Annotated in this window: 17 protein-coding genes; 14 read left to right on the forward strand and 3 right to left on the reverse strand. The window is 71.1% G+C overall.

Going from position 1 to position 21300, the window contains the following annotated elements; genetic code table 11:
* Positions 1–26 precede the first annotated feature (26 nt).
* Positions 27–1493: a cytochrome ubiquinol oxidase subunit I gene (locus tag IPK24_12000; protein ID MBK8076257.1), complete on the reverse strand. Its 1467-nt coding sequence runs from the start codon at positions 1491–1493 to the stop codon at positions 27–29.
* Between the two features lie 165 nt (positions 1494–1658).
* On the opposite strand from IPK24_12000, the gene IPK24_12005 reads away from it, so the two are divergent.
* The 8 genes from IPK24_12005 to IPK24_12040 all read left to right on the forward strand — a co-directional run bounded on the left by IPK24_12005 (position 1659) and on the right by IPK24_12040 (position 12174).
* Positions 1659–1970 carry an acylphosphatase gene (locus IPK24_12005; protein MBK8076258.1) on the forward strand — a complete coding sequence of 104 codons (312 nt, stop codon included), beginning with the start codon at positions 1659–1661 and terminating at the stop codon, positions 1968–1970.
* A 64-nt stretch (positions 1971–2034) separates the two neighbouring features.
* The gene (gene smc / locus IPK24_12010) at positions 2035–5616 is read left to right on the forward strand and encodes a chromosome segregation protein SMC (protein ID MBK8076259.1); all 3582 of its coding nucleotides are present in this window, start codon (positions 2035–2037) and stop codon (positions 5614–5616) included.
* A 117-nt stretch (positions 5617–5733) separates the two neighbouring features.
* A complete protein-coding gene (locus IPK24_12015) occupies positions 5734–6135 on the forward strand; it encodes a hypothetical protein (protein MBK8076260.1) in 402 nt (133 codons plus the stop codon).
* Between the two features lie 175 nt (positions 6136–6310).
* On the forward strand, positions 6311–7501 hold the full coding sequence (gene ftsY, locus IPK24_12020) for a signal recognition particle-docking protein FtsY (protein ID MBK8076261.1): 1191 nt from the start codon (positions 6311–6313) through the stop codon (positions 7499–7501).
* 9 nt (positions 7502–7510) lie between these two features.
* Positions 7511–7861: a hypothetical protein gene (locus IPK24_12025; GenBank protein ID MBK8076262.1), complete on the forward strand. Its 351-nt coding sequence runs from the start codon at positions 7511–7513 to the stop codon at positions 7859–7861.
* 209 nt (positions 7862–8070) lie between these two features.
* Positions 8071–9423 carry an ammonium transporter gene (locus IPK24_12030; protein MBK8076263.1) on the forward strand — a complete coding sequence of 451 codons (1353 nt, stop codon included), beginning with the start codon at positions 8071–8073 and terminating at the stop codon, positions 9421–9423.
* Positions 9420–9758 (forward strand): P-II family nitrogen regulator, encoded by a 339-nt coding sequence (locus tag IPK24_12035; GenBank protein MBK8076264.1) that lies wholly within the window; start codon positions 9420–9422, stop codon positions 9756–9758. Before IPK24_12030 ends, IPK24_12035 begins: the two co-directional genes overlap by 4 nt.
* Complete coding sequence (locus IPK24_12040) at positions 9748–12174, forward strand: [protein-PII] uridylyltransferase (GenBank protein MBK8076265.1); 2427 nt, start codon at positions 9748–9750, stop codon at positions 12172–12174. Before IPK24_12035 ends, IPK24_12040 begins: the two co-directional genes overlap by 11 nt.
* Positions 12175–12304: 130 nt before the next feature.
* Here the strand turns inward: IPK24_12040 and IPK24_12045 are convergent, their stop codons facing one another.
* Positions 12305–13801 (reverse strand): hypothetical protein, encoded by a 1497-nt coding sequence (locus tag IPK24_12045; GenBank protein MBK8076266.1) that lies wholly within the window; start codon positions 13799–13801, stop codon positions 12305–12307.
* Between the two features lie 250 nt (positions 13802–14051).
* On the opposite strand from IPK24_12045, the gene ffh reads away from it, so the two are divergent.
* Entirely contained in the window at positions 14052–15668 is a 1617-nt protein-coding gene (ffh, locus tag IPK24_12050; GenBank protein ID MBK8076267.1) for a signal recognition particle protein, read from the forward strand.
* An 86-nt stretch (positions 15669–15754) separates the two neighbouring features.
* On the opposite strand, the gene IPK24_12055 is transcribed toward ffh, so the two are convergent.
* Positions 15755–16732: a DUF559 domain-containing protein gene (locus tag IPK24_12055; protein ID MBK8076268.1), complete on the reverse strand. Its 978-nt coding sequence runs from the start codon at positions 16730–16732 to the stop codon at positions 15755–15757.
* A 195-nt stretch (positions 16733–16927) separates the two neighbouring features.
* On the opposite strand from IPK24_12055, the gene IPK24_12060 reads away from it, so the two are divergent.
* From IPK24_12060 to rimM, 5 genes are all read left to right on the forward strand, one after another.
* Positions 16928–18025, forward strand: a complete 1098-nt coding sequence (locus IPK24_12060; GenBank protein MBK8076269.1) for an amidohydrolase family protein — start codon at positions 16928–16930, stop codon at positions 18023–18025.
* Positions 18025–19800, forward strand: coding sequence for a hypothetical protein (locus tag IPK24_12065; GenBank protein MBK8076270.1), 1776 nt, complete (start codon positions 18025–18027; stop codon positions 19798–19800). The genes IPK24_12060 and IPK24_12065 overlap by 1 nt, the downstream gene beginning before the upstream one ends.
* Positions 19801–20006: 206 nt before the next feature.
* Positions 20007–20504 carry a 30S ribosomal protein S16 gene (gene rpsP, locus IPK24_12070; GenBank protein ID MBK8076271.1) on the forward strand — a complete coding sequence of 166 codons (498 nt, stop codon included), beginning with the start codon at positions 20007–20009 and terminating at the stop codon, positions 20502–20504.
* 2 nt (positions 20505–20506) lie between these two features.
* Positions 20507–20749 (forward strand): RNA-binding protein, encoded by a 243-nt coding sequence (locus IPK24_12075; protein ID MBK8076272.1) that lies wholly within the window; start codon positions 20507–20509, stop codon positions 20747–20749.
* A gap of 13 nt (positions 20750–20762) precedes the next feature.
* Positions 20763–21293 carry a ribosome maturation factor RimM gene (gene rimM, locus IPK24_12080; protein MBK8076273.1) on the forward strand — a complete coding sequence of 177 codons (531 nt, stop codon included), beginning with the start codon at positions 20763–20765 and terminating at the stop codon, positions 21291–21293.
* Positions 21294–21300: the final 7 nt, after the last annotated feature.

Here is a 21300-nt window from a genome sequence, read left to right on the forward strand (position 1 = left end):
CGATGCAGCGGGCTGGTGGGTGGGGGTCAGTAGGCGAAGGTGAGTGGGGCGTCGTCCGCGGACCCGGCGGGTCCGTCCGGGCCGTCCGCGTTGGTTGGGTCGCCGTGGTGCACGACCGGGGCGCCGGCGGCGGCGTAGCGACGCATCAGGCTGAACCAGACCACGGCCAGGCCGCCGTAGAGCAGCGTGAACACGGTCAGCGAGACCAGCACCGAGGCGTTGTCCACGATGGGCGAGACGCCGTCGGCGGTGACCATCCTGATCTGCGGGTCACCGGTCGGGTTGGGTGCGACGATCCACGGCTGACGGCCCATCTCGGTGAACACCCAGCCGGTCAGGTTGGCCAGGAACGGCATCGGCAGCACGGCCAGCGCGAGCGTGCCGAACCGCGAGGACGCCGGGATCGCGCCGCGGCGGGTCAGCCACAGTCCCACCAGGGCCAGCACGGCGCTGAAGGCCCCGAAGCCCATCATCAGCCGGAACGACCAGTAGGTGACGGCCAGCGTGGGGGTGTAGTCGCCGGGGCCGTAGATCTCCTGGTAGCGCTGCTGCAGGTCGTTGACGCCGGTGAGCGTGGCGTTCGCGTCGCCGGTCGCGAGGTAGGAGGCCAGGCCGGGCACGGTCAGGGTGCGCACGTCGCAGCGGTTGGCGACGTCCCCGACGGCGAAGATGCTGAAGCCGGCGCCCTGTTCGGTCTCGCACAGGGCCTCGGCGGCGGCCATCTTCATCGGCTGCTGCTCGAACATCATCTTGGCCTGCACGTCACCGGTGAGCGCGACGAGCGCACCGGAGATCACCAGCGTGATCAGCCCCAGGCGCAGGGCCGGGCGATACACCGCAGCCTCCTCGCGGCGTCCGGCGCGCACCTGGCGCACCGTCCACCAGCCGGCGATGCCGGCGACGAACGTGGCCGCGGTGACGAAGGAACCCGTGACGGTGTGGGGGAAGGCGGCCAGCGTGGTCGGGTTGGTGAGCACGGTCCAGATGCTGTCGAGTTCTGCCCGGTTGGTCTGCGGGTTGAAGACCACACCCACCGGGTGCTGCATGAACGAGTTCGCGGCGATGATGAAGTAGGCCGAGAGGTTCACGCCGATCGCGGCGAGCCAGATCGTGGCCAGGTGGGCTCGGCGCGAGAGCTTGTCCCACCCGAAGATCCAGGCGCCCAGGAAGGTCGATTCCAGGAAGAACGCCAGGAGCGCCTCCATGGCCAGCGGAGCGCCGAACACATCCCCGACGAACTCGGAGTAGCGACTCCAGTTCATGCCGAACTGGAACTCCTGGACGATCCCGGTGACCACACCCATGGAGAAGTTGATCAGGAACAACTTCCCGAAGAACTTCGTCAGCCGTAACCAGTGATCATTGCCGGTGCGGTACCAGGCGGTCTGCATGATGGCGACCAGTGGTGCCAGGCCGATCGTCAGCGGGACGAAGATGAAGTGGTAGACGGTGGTGATTCCGAACTGCCACCGGGCCAGATCGAGCGGATCCACCAGGGCTCCTCGTGTCGTGCTGTCGCCGCGCTGAGTGCGGGCGAAGGTTTATACCCCTGGGGGTATCTTACATCGACTCATCGGATGACCGGGCACATTCGGCATGTGTCGTTGGTCATCTAAGCTCGTCGGGTGACCAGTGCTCTACCTGTTGCCCCCGACAGCGTGGTAAAAGTCACGGCGGTCGTTCGAGGGCGTGTCCAGGGGGTGGGGTTTCGCTGGTGGACGCGGTGCCGGGCGCTCGAGCTCGGCCTGGTCGGCAGCGCCACGAACTGCGACGACGGATCGGTGCGGGTGATCGCCATCGGTCGGCGCGCCGACTGCGAGCAGTTGCTCGCGCTGCTCTCGGCGCAGCCGGCCCCTCCGGTGCCGCCGGATGCCCCGCGGTCGTACTACCGCCGTCCGGGTCATGTGCGCACCGTGGGGGTCAGCTGGGCCTGGCCCGGGGAGTTGCCGACCGGTTTCGTCGAAGGCTGATCCGGCCGGCAGGTACGCTGGCGGGGCCTTCCCCGCGTCAGCCGCACCCACTGGGCAGGAGCCTGTGCACCTCAAGAGCATGACCCTGCGGGGCTTCAAGTCCTTCGCCTCGGCGACCACGTTGCGCTTCGAGCCGGGGATCACCTGCGTCGTCGGCCCGAACGGTTCGGGCAAGTCCAACGTCGTCGACGCCCTGGCCTGGGTCATGGGCGAGCAGGGCGCCAAGAGCCTGCGCGGCGGCAAGATGGAGGACGTCATCTTCGCCGGCACCTCCGGCCGCCCGCCGCTGGGCCGGGCCGAGGTGAGCCTGACCATCGACAACACCGATGGCGCGCTGCCGATCGACTACACCGAGGTCACCATCTCGCGCACCATGTTCCGCTCCGGGGGCAGCGAGTACGCCATCAACGGCAGCACCTGCCGATTGCTCGACGTCCAGGAACTGCTGTCCGACTCCGGCATCGGCCGCGAGATGCACGTCATCGTCGGGCAGGGTCAGCTCGATGCGGTGCTGCACGCCACCCCCGAAGAGCGGCGCGGCTTCATCGAGGAGGCCGCCGGCGTCCTGAAGCACCGCAAGCGCAAGGAGAAGGCGCTGCGCAAGCTCGATGCGATGGGTGCCAACCTGACCCGCCTGGGCGACCTCACCTCCGAGATCCGCCGTCAGCTCAAACCGTTGGGGCGTCAGGCCGAGGTGGCCCGCCGGGCCGCGGTGGTGCAGGCCGACCTGCGCGATGCCCGGGCCCGGTTGCTGGCCGACGACCTGGTGCAGCTGACCGGTGCTCTCGAGCAAGAGGTGGCCGACGAGAACGCGCTGCGGGTCCGCCGCGAGGAGGTCGAGGTCGAGCTGGCCGAGGGCCGGCGTCGCGTGGCCGACCTCGAGCAGGACGCCGCCGAGGCCGCCCCGCGGCTGTCGCGCGCTCAAGAGACCTGGTACCGGCTGTCGAGCCTGCGTGAGCGGGTCCGCGGCACCGCCTCGCTGGCCGCGGACCGGCAACGCCTGCTCGGCGAGGAGGCTCCGGAACGCACCCCCGGTCGCGACCCCGAGGAACTCGAGGCGCAGGCCCGGGCGATCGGCGAGCAGGAGGCCGCCCTGGCCGTCGAGGTGGACTACGCCCGCGAGCGGCTGGCCGAGACCGTCGAGACCCGGCACGAGGCCGAACAGGCCGAGAACGAGGAGGAGCGCCGGCTGAACGCGCTGCTCCGCGCGGCCGCCGACCGTCGTGAGGGCCTGGCGCGCCTGGCCGGTCAGGTCGCCGCTCGACGCAGCCGGCTCGAGGCCGCCCAGGAGCAGGCCGAACGCCTCGGCGACCAGATCCGCGAGGCCGAGGCGCGGGCGGACGCCGCCGCCGAGGAGTTCTCGGCGGTCGAGACCCAGGTCGCCGGGGCCGAGGCCGGCGAGCACGGTCTGGACGCCGAGCACGAATCCGCCGCGGCCGAGCTGCACCAGGCTCACGAGGTGCTGGAGGCCGCCAAGCAAGCCGAGCGGGACGCCGAACGGGAGCGCGCCACCTGGTCCGCCCGGCGCGAGGCCCTGGAGCTGGGTCTGCAGCGCAAGGACGGGTCCGGCACCCTGCTGGCGGCCGGAGACCGGCTCTCGGGCCTGCTCGGCTCGGTCGCCGCGCTGGTGCAGGTGCAGCCCGGCTACGAGAACGCCGTGGCGGCTGCGCTCGGGGCAGCGGCCGACGCGGTCGTCACCGACTCCCTCGACGGGGCGGTCTCGGCGGTTCGTCTGCTGCAGGCCGAGGACGGCGGCCAGGCCGGTGTCCTGGTCGGCCACGCGCCGTCCGGGCCGGTTCGGTACGCCCCGGACCAGCCGCCCCCGGCCGCCGGGTGCCGTTGGGCGCGGGCCATGGTCTCGGCCCCCGAGCCGCTGGCTGCAGCGCTGGATCGGTTGCTGGACGCCGTGCTGGTCGCTCCGGACCTGGACGTGGCTCGCGAGGTGATCGCTCGACGTCCGGAGCTGACCGTCGTCACGCTGCACGGCGACCTGGTCTCGGCCGCGTTCGTGCGCGGCGGGTCGCGGGCGGCGGCGTCCTCGTTGCTGGAGGTTCAGGCCGCGGTCGACGAGGCGGCCGACCGCATCGCCTCGGCGGCGCGGGCGGGGGAGCAGGCGCGGTTCGCGGTGCAGGCCGCCCAGGCCCGCCATGCCGCCGCGCAGGAGCAGGTCGAGATCGCGCTCGACGCGCTGCACGACTCAGATGCCCGGCTGGCGGCGGTGGCCGAGCGGTTGGGCCAGCTCGGCTCGACCGCCCGGGCCGCGCGTGCCGAGGCCGACCGGCTCCGCGCCGCGTTGGCGGCGGGCCAGGTCACCCTGGGCGCCGACCGGGAAGCCCTGGCCGAACTCGACGAGCGGCTGCGGGTGGCCCAGGAACACGCCGAGGGCGATGCCGAGGAGCCCTCGACCGAGCAGCGCGATGCCCTGGCTGCCGCGGCCACTGCCGCCCGGGCCACCGAGATGGAGGCGCGACTGCAGTTGCGCACCGCCGAGGAACGGGTTCGGGCGCTCGCCGGCCGGGCCGATCAGCTGCTGGCCGCCGCGCGGGCCGAACGTGAGGCGCGCGCCCGCGCCGTGGCGCGTGAGGAGCGCCGCCGTCGTCAGCTCGCCACGGCCGCCGCCGTGCTCATCAGCGCCGAGTTCACGCTGAGCGTGCTGGAGTCCTCGGTGCGCCGAGCCGAGCAGGCGCGGGCGGCTGCGGACGCCGAGCGGCAGCGGTTCGATGCCGAACTGGGGGTGGTGCGGGCACAGGTCGGTGGCCTGGTCGAGGAATTGGCGCGGCTGACCGATGTGGTGCACCGCGACGAGGTGGCCCGCGCCGAGCACCGGATGCGGATCGATGCGCTGCGCGAACGCTGCGTCGACGAACTCGGGCTGGACCCGGAGATCTTGATCGAGGAGTACGGGCCGCACCTGCCGGTGCCGCCGCCGATGCTGGCCCCCGGCGAGAGCGAGCCCGAGGAGGGCCGGGAGGCGACGCCGTTCGTGCGGACCGTGCAGGAGAAGCGGCTGCGCGCCGCCGAGCGCGCGTTGTCGCTGCTCGGCACGGTCAACCCGTTGGCCTTGGAGGAGTTCGCCGCGCTGGAGGAACGCCACCGGTTCCTCACCACGCAGCTGGAGGACCTGAAGTCCTCGCGCAAGGACCTGCTCGACATCGTCAAGGAGGTCGACGAGCGGGTCGAGCAGGTCTTCACCGAGGCCTATCACGACACCGCGCGCGAGTTCGAGGGGGTGTTCTCGCGGCTGTTCCCCGGGGGTGAGGGTCGCCTGATCCTCACCGATCCCTCCGACATGCTGGCCACCGGCCTGGACGTCGAGGCGCGCCCACCGGGCAAGAAGGTCAAGCGGCTGTCGTTGCTCTCGGGTGGTGAGCGGTCGCTGACCGCCGTGGCGCTGCTGGTCGCGATCTTCAAGGCCCGTCCGTCGCCGTTCTATGTCATGGACGAGGTCGAGGCGGCGCTGGACGACACCAACCTGGGCCGGTTGATCACCCTGATGGAAGAGCTGCGCACCGCCAGTCAGCTCATCGTGGTGACCCACCAGAAACGCACCATGGAGATCGCCGACGCGCTGTACGGGGTGACCATGCGTGGGGACGGCGTGACCACGGTGGTGAGTCAGCGATTGCGTGAAGATCAACCCGCCTGACGCACCGTGACGCCGCCTGGGCCGCAGGTGTGGCGAAAGCGGAGATTGCGGCGTCAGGTCGATAACAATCCGCTGTTTCGGCTGGGGCGGGTGTGACTGATGGGGGACCCTGGGTAGGTGCTCGCGATCGTGATCGGAATGCTGTTCGTCCTGGGGGTGGCGTGCTCGGTGATCTTCACCGTGGCGTGGCCGAACATCAGGGCCGGTGCGTGGCTGCTCACCCCTGAGGGTGAGCGCCTGACACGTGACGCCCGTCGTCGCGCCCGCAAGGCTGCCAAGAAGGCCCGCTCGGCGGCGTCCTCGGTGGCCACCTCGGTACGAGATCGGCGTCCGGAGCCCGTACCGGCACCGACGGTCGATCCCGATGTCGACGTCGTCATCGAGTTGCCCGACGCGGATCCGGTGGCCGGCAAGATCGCCGCGGGCATCGCCGCGCGCAGCCGGACGGTGCCACCGGCCCAGCTCGGCTCGCCCCTGGCGACCCCCGCCACGGGGGTGTCGGAGACCGCCTCGCGCTGAGCCCGCCTTCGTGGTGATCACAGCCCGACCCGATGGCGCCGGGCGAATGGTCTGACAGTGTGCACGGATTACATGATCACCGAGGTTTGGTGGACGTCACACCGCGTCTCAGGGTGCCCTCGGCTATCCGGCGGAACGCCCCGTCCGGAAGAATCGCCGGGTGACCTCCGATCTGCTGCCGTACATCGGCATCGCCGTCCTGCTCCTGCTCGTCGTCGTCGGTTCGATCCTGTTCGTCGGCGCGCGCCGACGCGGCGGGCCGCCGTCCGGGGGTGGTCTTGCCGGAGGGGGCACGGCCGGTGGGAGCGGTGACGGAGACACCGATGTGCTCGACCGCCCTGCGCCGCCGCGTCAGGGTGCCCCGGTGGACGTCGTCCCCGACGTCGCCCCACCGTCGACGCTGGTGCCGACGATCGAGCGGCCGGAGTCGGCCCGAGGCCGGATGGTGCGGCTACGGGCGCGCCTGGCTCGCTCCAACAGTGCGATCGGCCAGGGCCTGCTCGGGTTGCTCACCCGCGACCGGATCGATGCCGCCACCTGGGAGGAGGTCGAGGACACGCTGCTGCTGGCCGACATCGGCGCCGGTCCGGCCGGCGAGATCGTCGAGGCGTTGCAGCGTGACGTGGCCGTGCTGGGCACCCGGGACGTCGAGTCGGTGCGGGCCATGCTGCGCGCCGAGCTGCTCGCGGCCGTCGACCCGGGTATGGACCGCTCGCTGGCGGTCGACCGGCACGTCGATGGCCCGGACGGTGAGGGCCGCCCCGCGGTCGTGCTCGTGGTGGGAGTGAACGGCACCGGGAAGACCACCACCGTCGGCAAGCTCGCCCGGGTGCTGGTGGCCGATGACAAGGATGTGCTGCTCGGGGCGGCCGACACCTTCCGCGCCGCCGCCGCCGATCAGCTCACCACGTGGGGTGAGCGGGTCGGCGTCCCGACGATTCGCAGCGATCGTGAAGGGGCCGACCCGGCCGCAGTGGCCTTCGACGCGGTCAAGGCGGGGATCGATCTCGAGGCGGACGTGGTGCTCATCGACACCGCCGGTCGGTTGCAGAACAAGGTCGGTCTGATGGACGAGCTCGGCAAGATCAAGCGTGTGGTCGAGCGTCACGGCCCGGTCGACGAGGTGTTGCTGGTGCTGGACGCCACCACCGGCCAGAACGGGATGCAGCAGGCCAAGGTGTTCGCCGAGGTCGTCCAGATCACCGGCATCGTGCTCAGCAAGCTCGACGGCACCGCCAAGGGCGGCATCGTGGTCGCGGTGCAGCGGGCGCTGGGCGTGCCGGTGAAGCTGGTCGGCCTGGGGGAGGGGCCGGACGACCTGGCCCCCTTCGACCCCGAGGCGTTCGTCGACGCCCTGCTCAGCTGAGGGGCCGCCATGCGTCGACGCGTCCGCACCGTGCGCACCGTGCTCGCGGTCTGGGCCGTCCTCGCCGGGGTGCTGCTCGCCGGGTTGGGCGTGGTGGGGTTCACCACGCCCGTCGTGGGCAACGTGTGGCTGAGCGCCACGGACAGCGACTACCGGATTCCGCCGCAGTCGAGCGTCTTCACCTTCCGGGCGACCCGGATGAACCCCGGTTCGGGCGGCTGGTGGCTCTACGGCGAGGACGACGAGCGCTACTACGCCTCGGACGGCGACCCCGGCCGTGTGGTCGCGATCGACAAGGCAGACGCCGCGCGCTGCGTCGGCTTCGACCCGCTGGACGCATCCGGCTGGTGCGACACGTGAGCCACCCGACACCGTTGTCCCGCAGGTCCGGCATGTCGGACATTCGCTCCGGCCGGTAACGCAGGTTTCACACGGCCCCCGTCTCGGTCACATTCTCGTAACCTGACCCGCTCGCCCGCGAAACACCCACCGGGAACCGTTGTCGCCAGGTCGCCCCGTCGTTGTGGCGCCGCACTTCTGCCCACATTCCACGACCTCGAGGGGTACGGATGGATTCCGGAGATACCGCCTGGGTGCTGGCGAGCGCAGCGCTCGTCCTGCTGATGACCCCGGGCCTGGCGCTCTTCTACGGCGGCATGGTCCGTGCCAAGAGCGTGCTCAACATGATGATGATGTCGTTCGTCACGATCGGCATCGTCAGCGTCCTATGGGTGCTGTTCGGCTACTCCATCGCCTTCGGCGGTGGCACGAGCTCACTGTTCGGCGACCTGTCCATGGTCGGTCTGGGCGAGGCGCTCAACGACGCCACCACGTTCAACGGCGCCGAGTACAAGATCCCCACGCTGGTCTTCGCCATGTTCCAGCTGATGTTCGCCGTCATCACCCCGGCGCTGATCTCGGGTGCCATCGCCGACCGCGCCAAGTTCCTGGGCTGGTCGGTCTTCGTCACCATCTGGGTGAGCCTGGTCTACTTCCCGGTCGCGCACTGGGTCTTCGACTTCGGTGACGCCGACGGCAACGGCAAGGGCCTGCTGGCCGGGTGGGGCGTGCTCGACTTCGCCGGTGGCACCGCGGTGCACATCAACGCCGGTGCTGCGGGTCTGGCCCTGGCGATCGTGCTCGGCAAGCGCAACGGCTGGCCGAAGGCACAGTTCAAGCCGCACAACCTGCCGCTGGTGCTGACCGGTGCCGGCCTGCTGTGGTTCGGCTGGTTCGGCTTCAACGCCGGCTCGGCGCTGAGCGCCGGAACGCTGGCGGGTCTGGCCTTCACCAACACCCAGGTCGCCACCGCCGCCGCCGTGATCGGCTGGCTCGCGGTGGAGAAGCTGCGTGACGGTCACGCCACCAGCCTGGGCGCGGCCTCGGGTGCCGTCGCCGGTCTGGTCGCCATCACCCCGGCCTGTGCCTTCATCGTGCCGTGGTCGGCAGCGCTGCTCGGCGTGATCGCCGGTGCCCTGTGCGCCCTGGCCGTCGGCCTGAAGTACCGCTTCGGTTTCGACGACTCCCTCGACGTGGTCGGCGTCCACCTGGTGGGTGGCCTGGTCGGCTGCCTCTACCTGGGCTTCATGGCCACCGAACGGGCCAACGGCGCCGGGTCGGCCTCGGCCAACGGCCTGTTCTACGGCGGCGGGGCCGGGCTGCTCTGGATTCAGACCAAGGGCGCCCTGCTGGTGCTGGTCTACTCGTTCGTGATGGCGGCCATCATCGGTCTGGCCATCGACAAGACGATCGGGTTCCGGCTCAACGCCGATGACCAGGAGGCCGGCGCCGACCTGGTCGAGCACGCCGAGACCGGGTACGAACTGGGTGCCACCACCGCCGGCGGTTACCGCAGCGGCAGTGTCCTGTCCGGTGCCACCAAGGTCACCGCCCCGTCCGCTACCTCGGAGGTGCCGGCATGAAGCTCGTCACGGGAATCGTCAAGCCGCACAAGCTCGAAGAGGTCAAGGCAGCGCTGGAAGCCTTCGGTGTCCAGGGCATGACGGTCAGTGAGGCCAGCGGCTATGGTCGCCAGCGTGGTCACACCGAGGTCTACCGCGGCGCGGAGTACACCGTCGACCTGGTGCCGAAGGTGCGCATCGAGGTGCTGGTCGATGACGCCGACTCGGCGGATGTGGTCGAGGTGATCGTCAAGAGTGCCCAGACCGGTCGCATCGGTGACGGCAAGGTGTGGACCGTGCCCGTCGACGACGTGGTTCGCGTTCGCACCGGTGAGCACGGAGTCGATGCGGTCTGACGCCCCCGCGGCCTCGGACGCCGCTCCCGCCCCGCAGGACCTGCGCCGTGAACGACTGGCGCTGGCCCTGCGGGGCGGTCCGCCGGGGCCGACACGCCGCCTGGCGATGACCTCGCTGGTCGAGCGCGCGCTCGGCCAGGCCTGGTTCGACGCCGCGCCCGACATGTCCGACGGGGTGGCGCTCGCCGTGGTCGGCAGCGTGGCCCGCGGCGACTGCGGGCCGGCCAGCGATATCGATCTGGTGCTGCTGCACGACGGACGACGCAGCACCGACCAGATCGGCGAATTGGCCGAACGGCTCTGGTATCCGTTGTGGGACAGCGGTTCTCGCATCGATCACTCGGTGCGAACCCCGGCCCAGTGCCGTGAGATCGCGGCGTCGGACGCCTCCGCCGGGATCGGCCTGCTCGATCTGCGGGGAGTGGCCGGCGACCTCGATCTGGCGGTGCGCACCCGGGCTCAGCTGCTCAGCGACTGGCGGGCCGGCATCCAACGCCGATTGCCCGAACTGCTCGAGCTGCTCACCGATCGCGCCGGTCGCTTCGGCGAGATCGCCACCATGATCGAGCCTGATCTCAAGGAATCCCGCGGCGGGTTGCGCGACGTCACCGTGCTGCGCGCGCTGGCCGCGAGCTGGGCCACCGATCGCCCCCACGGCGAGGTGGACGCTTCCCACCAACACCTGCTCGACGTGCGCGACGCCGTCCACCTGGTGACCGGCAAGGGGCTCGATCGGTTGCTGATGGCCGATCAGGACGCCGTCGCCGCCGCCGTGGGGGTCAGCGACGCCGACGAGCTGCTCGCCGGCCTGGCGCAGTCCGGACGGACCGTGGCCCATGCCGTCGACATCACCGTGCGGCGCGCTCGGCAGGCCCTGCCGACCCGGCGCAGCCGCCGCTTTCTCGGGCAGCGATCGGCGCGCCCGCCCCAGCTGCGTCCGCTCGGCCACGGTCTGGTCGAACACGACGGTGAGGTGGTGCTCGGTGCCGGCGTGCGCCCCGAGGGTGATCCGGTGCTCGCCTTGCGCGCGCTGGCCGTGGCCGCCCGCTCCAGACTGCCGCTGAGTCCGGTGACCGTGAACCACCTGGTCACGGCCGGTCCCGACCTGCCCGAGCCCTGGCCGCCCGCGGCCCGTGAGGCGCTGGTGGATGCCCTCGGTGCCGGGCCCGGCCTGGTCGGGGTGTGGGAGTCCCTCGACCTGGGCGGCATGATCACGCGGTGGATCCCGGAATGGTCCGGGGTGCGAAACCGCCCGCAGCGCAACGCGATTCACCGCCACACCGTCGACCGCCACCTGGTGCAGTCGGTGATCGAGGCCGGTGCCTTCCTGCGGTACGCCGCTCGGCCCGACCTGCTGTTGCTGGCCGCCCTGCTGCACGACATCGGCAAGTTGCCCGGTGCCATGGACCACTCGCAGGTGGGGGCGCCGCTGGCGCGCAGGATCGCCGTCCGGATGGGGTTGCCCCCCGCGGACGTCGAGGTGATCGAGAAACTGGTGGCCGAGCACCTGACCCTGGTCGAGTTGGCCACCCGCCGTGACCCCGACGATCCGGGCACGGTCGCGGCCCTGGTCGAGGCGGTCAACGGTCGCGCCGACGTGCTGGATCTGTTGCGGTCGTTGACCGAGGCCGATGCCCGAGCCGCCGGACCGGCCGCCTGGACGCCGTGGCGCGCTCGATTGGTCGACGATCTGGTGCGTCGCGCGCGGTCGGCAATGAAGGGTCTGCCCCCACCGGGTCCGGCACCGATCGGTGAGGCCGAGGCCTCGTTGGTGACCGCGGTCGAACAGGACGGCCGACCGCACGTCGCCATCCAGCCGATGAGTTTCGCGGGGGAGCGGGTCGACCACTACGTGGTGAGTGTGGTGGCACCGGACCGGCCGGGACTGTTGGCCGACATCGCCGGCACCCTCGCCTCGTTCCGCCTCACGGTGCGCTCGGCCCTGGTGCGGACCGTGCCCGGACCGGCCGGAGGTGGCGGGATCGCGGTCGACACCTGGTACGTCGACCCGGGCGCTGCCACCATGCCCGAGGCCGCCACGCTCGAGACCTCGTTGCGCCGGCTGGCGGACGGTGACCGCAGCGTGCTCGATCGGCTGGCTCGACGCGACGCCGGGTACCGGCCCGCCACGGCCGCGGCCGCGCAACCCCGCGTCGTCCTGCTGCCGCAGGCCTCGGGGGATTCGACCGTGATGGAGGTCCGGGCGGCCGATCGACCCGGTCTGCTGCACGGTCTGGGCAGTGCGCTCGCCGCCTTGGGGGTCGACGTCCGATCGGCCCACGTGGCCACGCACGCCGGGCAGGCCGTCGACGTGCTCTACCTGGCCGAACCGAACGGATCACAGCTCAGCCCGGGGCGGGTGGCCGCGTCCATCGCCGCGCTGGTGGACGCCGCGAGCCTGCCCGGTGAGGTGTAGCCGGGAGTAGCGGCCACCCGTCCGATCACCCTGCTGCTCGAGTCACCCTGCTGCTCGAGGTCACCGTCCGACGGATCGGGGGGCCGGTTGCCCGGCCCCCCGACGTCTGCCGTGTCGGCGGATCAGGTCCTCAGCGGGTGACCGTGATGGTGTCCGTCCGGACGATGGTGCCCGTGCCCAACGGCTTGGGCCCCGTCGCGGTGACGGTGACGGTGCCTCGGGCCGAGGACGGGATGGCGATGCTCACCGGTCCGATCACGCCGTTGGCGTTGGCCGTGCGCCGGGCGACGACCGCGCCGTTGCGGGTGACCACGACGGTGCCGGCGACCTTGAATCCCGCTGCGCTGAAGGAGGCCGTGCCGCCGGCGCGGATGCGGCCGGGGTTGAGGGCCACGCCCGGGCGGGGGGTGACGTTCGCCTTGGCCGAGGTGGTGAGGGCGTTGCCGTTGCCGTCGTAGGCGGTGACCCGGACGGTGTAGACGCGGCCGTTCACCAGGTTCTTGATGACGCAGGTCGTGCCGGTGGTGGTGCACGAGGCGCCACCGGGCTGGGCCACGGCCGTGTAGCGGGTGACGCTGACACCGATCGGGCGGGCCGCCGTCCAGATGATGCCGGCGCTCTTGTCGCCCGCGATCGCCTGGGTGATCTTGGCGGCGGTGCCGCGCTGCCACGAGGAGACCGAGACGGTGCTGGACGCGGAGGCGACACCCGTCATCGGCGTGTTGCCGCCGTACTCGATCACATAGCCGGCGACCTGTGGGGTGTTGTTGGCCAGGTCGTTCCACCGGCCGACACTGCCGCTCCAGTTGGTGACGGCCTTGCTCTCACCGTTCAGGTAGTTGTTGGGCTCGCCGGTTGCCCAGGACTGGTACTTGTCGGAGTCGCCGGTGTGGGTGCAGGCGCCGTTGGCGTTGGAGCACTGGGTGAACATCTCGCCGTCCAGCGGACCACCGGACCAGGTCCAGGTGCGTACGCCGCCCACGTCAGCGGCCTGAGCGCCGATCCAGACGTTGATGGCGTTCTGGATCTTGCTCGAGATGAACTGGTTGACCGTGGCAGAGGGAATCTGGGCCAGGTAGCCGTTGACCCCGCCGAAGGTCGCGTTCTCGGCATCGGCCTTGGCGTTGGTCCAGGTGATGCCCGATCCCGCGACGAACTCGTAGTAGTGCCCGTTGGCCGCCAGGAAGGCCTTGCCCGCGGCGTACGGGGCGGTGGCCAGGGAGATGTGCGCGGTGTCGGTCGAGTCGTCGGCGGTGAACTGGGCGGTGGCCAGCGCGGTGTTGATGTCGGCCTCTTCCCCGGTGAAGGCGAGCTCCGGACCCTCCCAGGTGTAGCCGTAGGCCAGGGTCAGGTTGGCGTGGCTGGTCAGGGTCAGGCTTCCCTGATCGGCGGCCAGCGACACCTGCTGGGTTCCGCTGGTGTTGTGGATGCCCAATCCGGCCAGCGGGGTGGCGGTGCCGGAGGCGGCGCTGTTCGTCGTCGTGGAGGTGACGCTCACACCGACGGCGGCCGCGGGAAGCGCGGTGCCGAGGACCCCGCCGACGGCGAGGGCGCCGGCCGCCAGAGCTGCCAGTGGTCGCGTTCTCGGGCGGGTTACCCGTCCGATGAAACCGGGCGTGGGCCTCATGAATTGCTCCCTTGTGTCGACGTCCGCCTGAGGCTCGCGATCGACTTCGAAGAGTAATCGCGCGCCTACTAATTGTGATCATCGCGAGCCTAGGGCACCTGCCGCCGGCCCGGTGACGTGCGGCGGGGCGGTCTGTCCCGGCTCCGATCGCTTGGGCCGAAAAGTCCCCGGCGGCGATGAGGTATTCGGTGGAGCCGGTGACACGGGTGGTCAGCGGCCCGCCGGATCGTCCGCCGGTTAGGCTGGAGCCGTGTTTGCGAACCTGTCTGAGCGGCTGACCGCGACCTTCAAGTCCCTGCGCGGCAAGGGGCGGCTGTCCGAGGCCGACGTCGACGCCACCATTCGCGAGATTCGTCGCGCGTTGCTGGACGCCGACGTCGCGCTGCCCGTCGTCCGGGGGTTCTGCGGCCAGATCCGCGAACGGGCACTGTCCTCCGAGGTCTCGCAGGCGCTCAACCCGGCCCAGCAGGTCGTGCAGATCGTGCACGACGAGCTGGTCACGGTGCTCGGTGGCGAGACCCGTCGACTGCAACTGGCGAAGCTGCCGCCCACGGTGATCCTGCTCGCGGGTCTGCAGGGTGCGGGTAAGACGACCCTGGCCGGCAAGCTCGGCCGGTGGCTCAAGGAGCAGGGCCACACCCCCCTGCTGGTGGCCTGTGACCTGCAGCGCCCCAACGCCGTTGACCAGTTGACCGTGGTCGGCGAACGCGCCGGCGTGAAGGTGTTCGCTCCACACCCGGGCACCTCGGCATCCGGCGCGCTGGCCAATCCGTCGGCCGGGGTCGGCAATCCGGTGGCGGTCGCCGCCCAAGGTGTCGAGTACGCGATCGAGAAGCAGTACGACGTCGTCGTCGTCGACACCGCAGGCCGCCTCGGTGTGGACGCCGAGATGATGGCCCAGGCGGCCGCCATTCGCGACGCCGTCAACCCTGACGAGATCCTGTTCGTGGTCGACGCCATGATCGGTCAGGACGCCGTCGCGACCGCCAATGCCTTCGCGGACGGCGTGGGCTTCACCGGCGTGGTGCTCTCGAAGCTGGACGGCGACGCCCGTGGTGGTGCGGCGCTGTCGGTGGTCGGGGTCACCGGAAAGCCGATCCTGTTCGCCTCCACGGGGGAGAAGCTCGACGAGTTCGAGCTGTTCCACCCCGACCGCATGGCCTCGCGGATCCTCGACATGGGTGACGTGCTCACCCTGATCGAGCAGGCGCAGAAGGCGTTCGACGCCGAGCAGGCCGAGGCGATGGCGGCCAAGTTCGCCGCCGACGAGGACTTCACCCTCGATGACTTCCTGCAGCAGATGGCTGCGCTGAAGAACATGGGCTCGATCAAGAAGATGCTCGGCATGTTGCCCGGCATGGGTGAGTTGCGTGAGCAGCTCGAGAACTTCGACGAGCGCGAGATGGACCGGGTCGAGGCGATCATCAAGTCGATGACGCCGCAGGAGCGCCGCCAGCCGAAGATCCTCAACGGCTCGCGCCGGTTGCGCATCGCCAAGGGGTCGGGCGTTCAGGTCAGCGAGGTGAACACGCTGATGGAGCGGTTCACCGAGGCACAGAAGATGATGCGCCAGATGCGCCGCGGCATGGGCGGCATGCCCGGCATGGGCATGCCCGGCATGCCGGGTGTCGGCGGCGGCAAGAAGTCCCGTGGCCGCACCGCTCCGCCGGCCCGCAAGGGCAAGGCCAAGTCCGGCAACCCGGCCAAGCGTGCTCAGCAGGAACGGGCGGCGCGTGAGGGCACCTCCTCCGGCGCGGCCGGGACCGGCGGCATCCTGGGCGGCCTCGGCGGGCAGGACGGCCCCGGCGCGATCGACCCGTCGAACCTCGAGTTGCCCCCGGGCTTCGAGAAGTTCCTCGGTCGCTGACGGCCTCATCCCGCGAGGGTTCGTGGAGTTGACCCCCGACATCGGTGGTCAACTCGACGAAGCCTCGGCGATCCCCCCGTGCGTGGTCACCGACACCGGGGGCAGCGGGTGATCTCGCCGGTCCAGCCGAGCAGGTGCAGTGCCTGCGCGATCATCGCCGCGACGCCACAGGGGTCGGCGAGCACGTCGGCCCAGCCGAAGCGCAGGGTGATCCAGCCGTCGAGGGTGTGTGCGTTGTCCCGTAGACGATCGCGAAAGCTGCCTTCTTCGACGTGCCCGAGTCGGCCGTCGAACTCGATCAGTAACCGGTAGGCCGGGATCGCCGCATCGGCGACCCGGTTCCCCGTGCCGGTGCGATGTTGCAGGGTCGGCATCGGAAGGCCGTGGGGACGGAACACCTCGCGCAGGGCATGAAGCTCGAGGTTGCTGGTCACCCCGTGCGCCGCGTCGGTGAGCACGTCGCCGATCCAGGCCCTCGAGGTGGCGTTGGGGCGTTCCTGCAGGCGTGCTCGCAGTCTGCCGGGGGTGGTCAGCCGGCGTTGACTGGCGCGAGTGAGCCACATGACGGCCGACTCCTCGTTGCCGATCGCGCACAGGTCCAGCACCGAGTCCTCGATGCGCGTCCGCTGCGGTTCCGGTGCCGCGGATGGCAAGCGCACGCCCGGGCTCTCCCGCAGGAAGAGGTAACCCGGTCGTGGTCTGCGTGGCCCGCCCGGAACCAGGATCTCGATCTCCTCGTCGGTCACCCGCCACTGACCGTGGCGGTCGCGGAAGCGTTCACCGGGGGCGGCCAGACCGTCGAGCAGCCCAGCGGTGATACGGGCGGCACGTGCCCCCGGCCCGCCGAGAAGGACTCCCGTCCACACCCGTGCGATCAGTGGCGGCTCGTCGGTGACCATGCCGACCAGGTGGATGCCCCGGGCCATGCGATGCCATTGCCGGGCAAGGCGTTCCACCGCGCGGGGCGACAGCCCGCCGTCCAGCAGCTGCCGGTGGCTGACCACACCTTGCTGGATCTGGATCAGCCGCCGCAGGGCGGGGGAGAGGTCTTGCCGAGCATGCACGAAGCGAGTCTGGATGCGCCGGCAGCGCACGAGGTGGGCTCACCGCGATCTGTGGACAACGCCCCGAGGGTTCGTGGGTTTGACCACCGACATCGGTGGTCAACTCGACGAAGCCTCGGCCGTGGAGCGCGAGAAGAGATCATCTCCACGTGGGTCGAGGTCGATCTCGGCTGGCGCTGCGGTTAGGTTGTCGCCATGGGTGAGCCGGTCCTGCATCTGAGCGGTCACGTCCTGGTGAGCCCGGACGACGAGGTGGCCGAGGCCTGGGTGATCGGTGGGCGGCTCACCTTCGAGCGTCCGTCACACGCCACCGACGTGGTCGAGCTGGCCGATGGCTGGGTGATCCCCGGGCTGGTGGATGCCCACTGCCACATCGGGCTCGATCCGCACGAGGTGACGGCGTCGGCCGAACTCACCGAGGACCAAGCCCGAGCCGATCTGGCCGGTGGGACGATGTTGATCCGTGACGCCGGTTCGCCGGTCGACACCCGCTGGATCGACGAGCGCGAGGACCTGCCCCGGATCATCCGAGCCGGCCGCCACATCGCCCGCACCGGGCGCTACATCCGCGGCGTGGCGCACGAGAGCGAGCCGGACGAACTGGCCGACCACATCCGCGCCGAGGCCGCGCGGGGCGACGGCTGGGTGAAGATCGTCGGTGACTGGATCGATCGCGAGGTCGGCGACCTGACTCCCTGCTGGCCCGCCGACGCCCTGAAGGTGGCGATGGACGCCGCCCACGAGGCCGGCGCCCGGGTCACCGCTCACTGCTTCGGTGAGGACTGCCTCGAGGACCTGATCCAGGCCGGCATCGACTGCATCGAGCACGGCAGCGGGCTGACCAGCGAGACCATCGCGTTGGCTGCGGCCCGCGGCGTCGCGATCGTGCCCACGCTGATCAACATCGACAACTTCACGGTCTTCGCCGATGCCGCCGGGGCCAAGTTCCCCACCTATGGCACGCACATGCGCCGGCTGCACGAGCAGCGCTACGCCACCATCGGCGCGGCGTTCGACGCCGGGCTGCCGATCTTCGTCGGCACCGACGCCGGCGGCAACATCGCCCACGGCCGGGTCGCCGAGGAGGTCGCCGAGTTGGTCCTCGCCGGTCTGCCCGCCACGAGTGCCCTGGACGGCGCGTGCTGGGGCGCCCGGTCGTGGCTCGGGCGCCCCGGGCTCGACGAGGGCGCCGGCGCCGACCTTTTGGTGCTGGACGCCGACCCCCGAGCCGACGTGGCCGCGCTGGCCCACCCGAGACTGAGCGTGCTGCGCGGGCGCGTCCTCGGCGCCTGATGTCGCGTCGGGTCGAGGCTCTCTGGGCGCTGCTGCTCGCGGTCGGGGCGACCCTGGCCAGCGACTGGAAGCTGCTGACCGGGCTGACCACCACCGTCGCGGGTGATTTCGGCGATCCCCTGTACTTCGCCTGGCAGCTGGCCTGGGTGGGTCACGCGATCGGTGAGGATCCCGCCTCGATCACCTCCGGGATGTGGACCACCAACACCTTCTCGCAGGCGCCCGACAACCTCGCCTACACCGACGTCGTCCTGGGCTACCTGCCGCTGAGCTGGGTGACGCCGTCCGGCCAGGCGGGTGCCCTGGCCCAGCTCAACCTGGCCCTGCTGGTGGCCACGGCGATGGCTGCGCTGGGGGCCTACCTGCTGGCCAGAGTGCTCGGCGCCGCCGTCCCGGCAGCCTCGCTGGCGGCGATCGGTTTCGCCTTCGCGCCCTGGCGCGACACCCAGGTGATCCACATCAACATTCTGTCCACCGGGGGGATCGCGCTGTCGGCGGCGCTGCTGGCCCACGGCCACGCCTGGTCGCTGCGGCACGGCTGGCGTCCGGAGCGGTTGCGGGCCCGCTGGGTGCTGGCCGGGTGGCTGGTCGCGGCGTGGCAGCTGACGTACGGCTTCGCCACCGGGATCTGGTTCGGCTACTTCCTGGCCCTGCTCATGCTCGGCTGGACCGTCGGCTGGCTGGCCGTCGGACGACGTCGAGCGGGCCTGAGCCGGCTGCGCGGCATCCTGGTGGCCGATCTGGTCGGGGGAGTGGTCTTCCTCGCCGCGGCCTACCTCCTGGCGATCCCGCACCAGCGCGTGCTGGCCGCGCACCCCGACGCGCAGCGTGTCGAGGGCATGTTGGGTCTGTTCTCGCCGCCCTGGTACGGACTGTTGACGGCCAACTCGGTCAACCGGGTGTGGGCCGGGTCGATGACGCCGTGGCGGGCCGAGATCGACGGTCACCTGTGGCCGCCGGAGATGTACATGTCCCCGGGCATCCTGCTGCTCGGGCTCGGCGTGGCCGGACTGTTCATCTCGGCGTGGCCGCTGCGTCGGCGGCTGGTGCTGGGACTGATCACCGGGATCGTGGCGGTGGCCGCCATCGGCACCCGGGGTCCGGCGGGCGGCCGGTACACCTACCTGCCGTTGTACGACCACCTGCCCGGGTGGGAACACCTGCGCACCCCCGGGCGGCTGATGATCTGGGTGACCCTCGGGCTGTGCCTGCTCGCCGCCGGGGCGATCACGCGGATCACCGAGGCCCTGGTGAGCGAGTGGAACACCCGAGAGGAGCTCGCCTGGCGCAGGTCGCAGTCCAGCCCCGGGTACCTGCGGGGGCGGGACTGGCTGACCCGCATCGTGATCGTCGGGTTGTTGGCGGTGCCGTCGATGGGGGTGTACGTCGAGGGTCTCGACCGCACTCCGCACTGGACCGTGCCGCTGGCCCCGATCGACCTGGCGGCGCTGCCCCAGCCGATCATGCTGCTGCCCTCGGGCCAGGTGGCCGACTACCACCTGATGTTCTGGACCACCGAGGGGTGGCCGGTGGTGGCCAACGGTGACAGCGGCTTCAACGCCGCCGAACAGCAGCGGTTGCGCGATCAGGCATCGACCTTCCCGGACGCCGCGAGCGTGGCGGCGTTGCAGGCCCACGGCGTGCGCACGGTGGTCGTGGTGCGTTCGCGAACCGGCCCGGGTTCCTGGCTGGGCGCCGGGGACGCGCCCGTGTCGGGCCTGGGGATCACCCGCACGGATCGCGGTGACGCCGTGGTGTTCGACCTGAGTGGCTGAAGCCTGCTCCGAGGGGTGGTCCGAGGCCTGCTCCGAGGGGTGGTCGGAGGCGTCGTCGGGGTCTGGCAGAATGGTTCGCCGTACCCGTCAGGCGCGGCCCCTCTCTCCGTTCCCGATGTGTCCGTCTCGAGCAATCCCGGTCCGCCCGGTCCCCACCCGGCGCCCGGCACCGCTCACCCGAAGCAGAATCTGGAGCACTCCGACTCGTGGCCGTCAAGATCCGCCTCAAGCGCATGGGCAAGATCCGCGCCCCCTATTACCGCATCGTCGTCGCCGACTCGCGCACCAAGCGCGATGGTCGGGCGATCGAGGAGATCGGCAAGTACCACCCCACCAACGAGCCCTCGACCATCGAGGTCGACTCGGCCCGCGCGCAGTACTGGCTGGGTGTCGGCGCGCAGCCGACCGAGCAGGTGCTCGCCATCCTGAAGATCACCGGTGACTGGCAGAAGTTCAAGGGTCTGCCCGGCGCCGAGGGCACCCTGAGGGTCGCCGAGGCCAAGGTGGACAAGAAGGCCGTGTTCGAGGCCGCCGCCAAGGAGGCCATGAACGAGCCCAAGGCGGCCGCCACCACGCCCAAGGCCAAGAAGAAGGCGGCCGCCGAGAAGGCCGAGGCCGCACCGGTCGAGGCACCCGCCGAGGTGCCCGCCGCCGAGGCACCTGCCGAGGCAGCGCCCGCCGAGCCCGCGGCTGCCGAGGCCTGAGCATGCTGGTCGACGCGCTCGAGCACCTGGTCCGCGGAATCGTGGCGCATCCGGACGACGTCCAGGTGCGCACCAAGCCGCAGCGGCGCGGGAGCCTGCTCGAGGTGCGGGTCCACCCGGAGGACCTCGGCCGTGTCATCGGCCGTTCCGGGCGCACCGCCACCGCGTTGCGCACGGTGATCAAGGCATTGGCCGACGGCAAGCCGGTGCGGGTCGACGTCGTCGACGTCGACCGTGGCCGCTGACGTCGACGGCACCTTGCGTCTGCTCGTAGCCCGGGTCGGGCGCGCGCACGGGATTCGTGGTGAGGTCACCGTTCAGGTGCACACCGATGATCCCGAGTCGCGCTTCGCCCCGGGCTCCGTGCTGTTCCTGGCACCGTCGCGTCCCGGTCTGCCCGAGACCCTGACCGTGACCGCCACGCGCGACCACAACGGCGTCCGGCTGCTGGGGTTCGCCGAGATCGCCGACCGCAACGCCGCCGAGGCGCTGCGCGGCGTCCGGCTCGAGCTCGACGTGGCGGAGGCCGAGGCGGACACCGAGGACGACGCCTGGTACGACCACGACCTGATCGGGCTGGTGGCGCTCGACCCGGCGGGGGAGAGCCTGGGGCGGGTCGTCGGTGTCGAGCACCTGCCGGCCCAGGACCTGCTCGAGGTCGAGGTACCCGGTGGCGAACGTCGGTTGGTGCCGCTGGTCACCGCGATGGTGCCCGAGGTCGACATCGCCGGGGGGCGCGTGGTGATCGACGCCCCACCCGGCCTGCTGTCCGACCTCGACGACGACTGAGGGATCA

Source organism: Kineosporiaceae bacterium (assembly GCA_016713225.1).
In the GTDB taxonomy this organism is placed as follows: domain Bacteria; phylum Actinomycetota; class Actinomycetes; order Actinomycetales; family Kineosporiaceae; genus JADJPO01.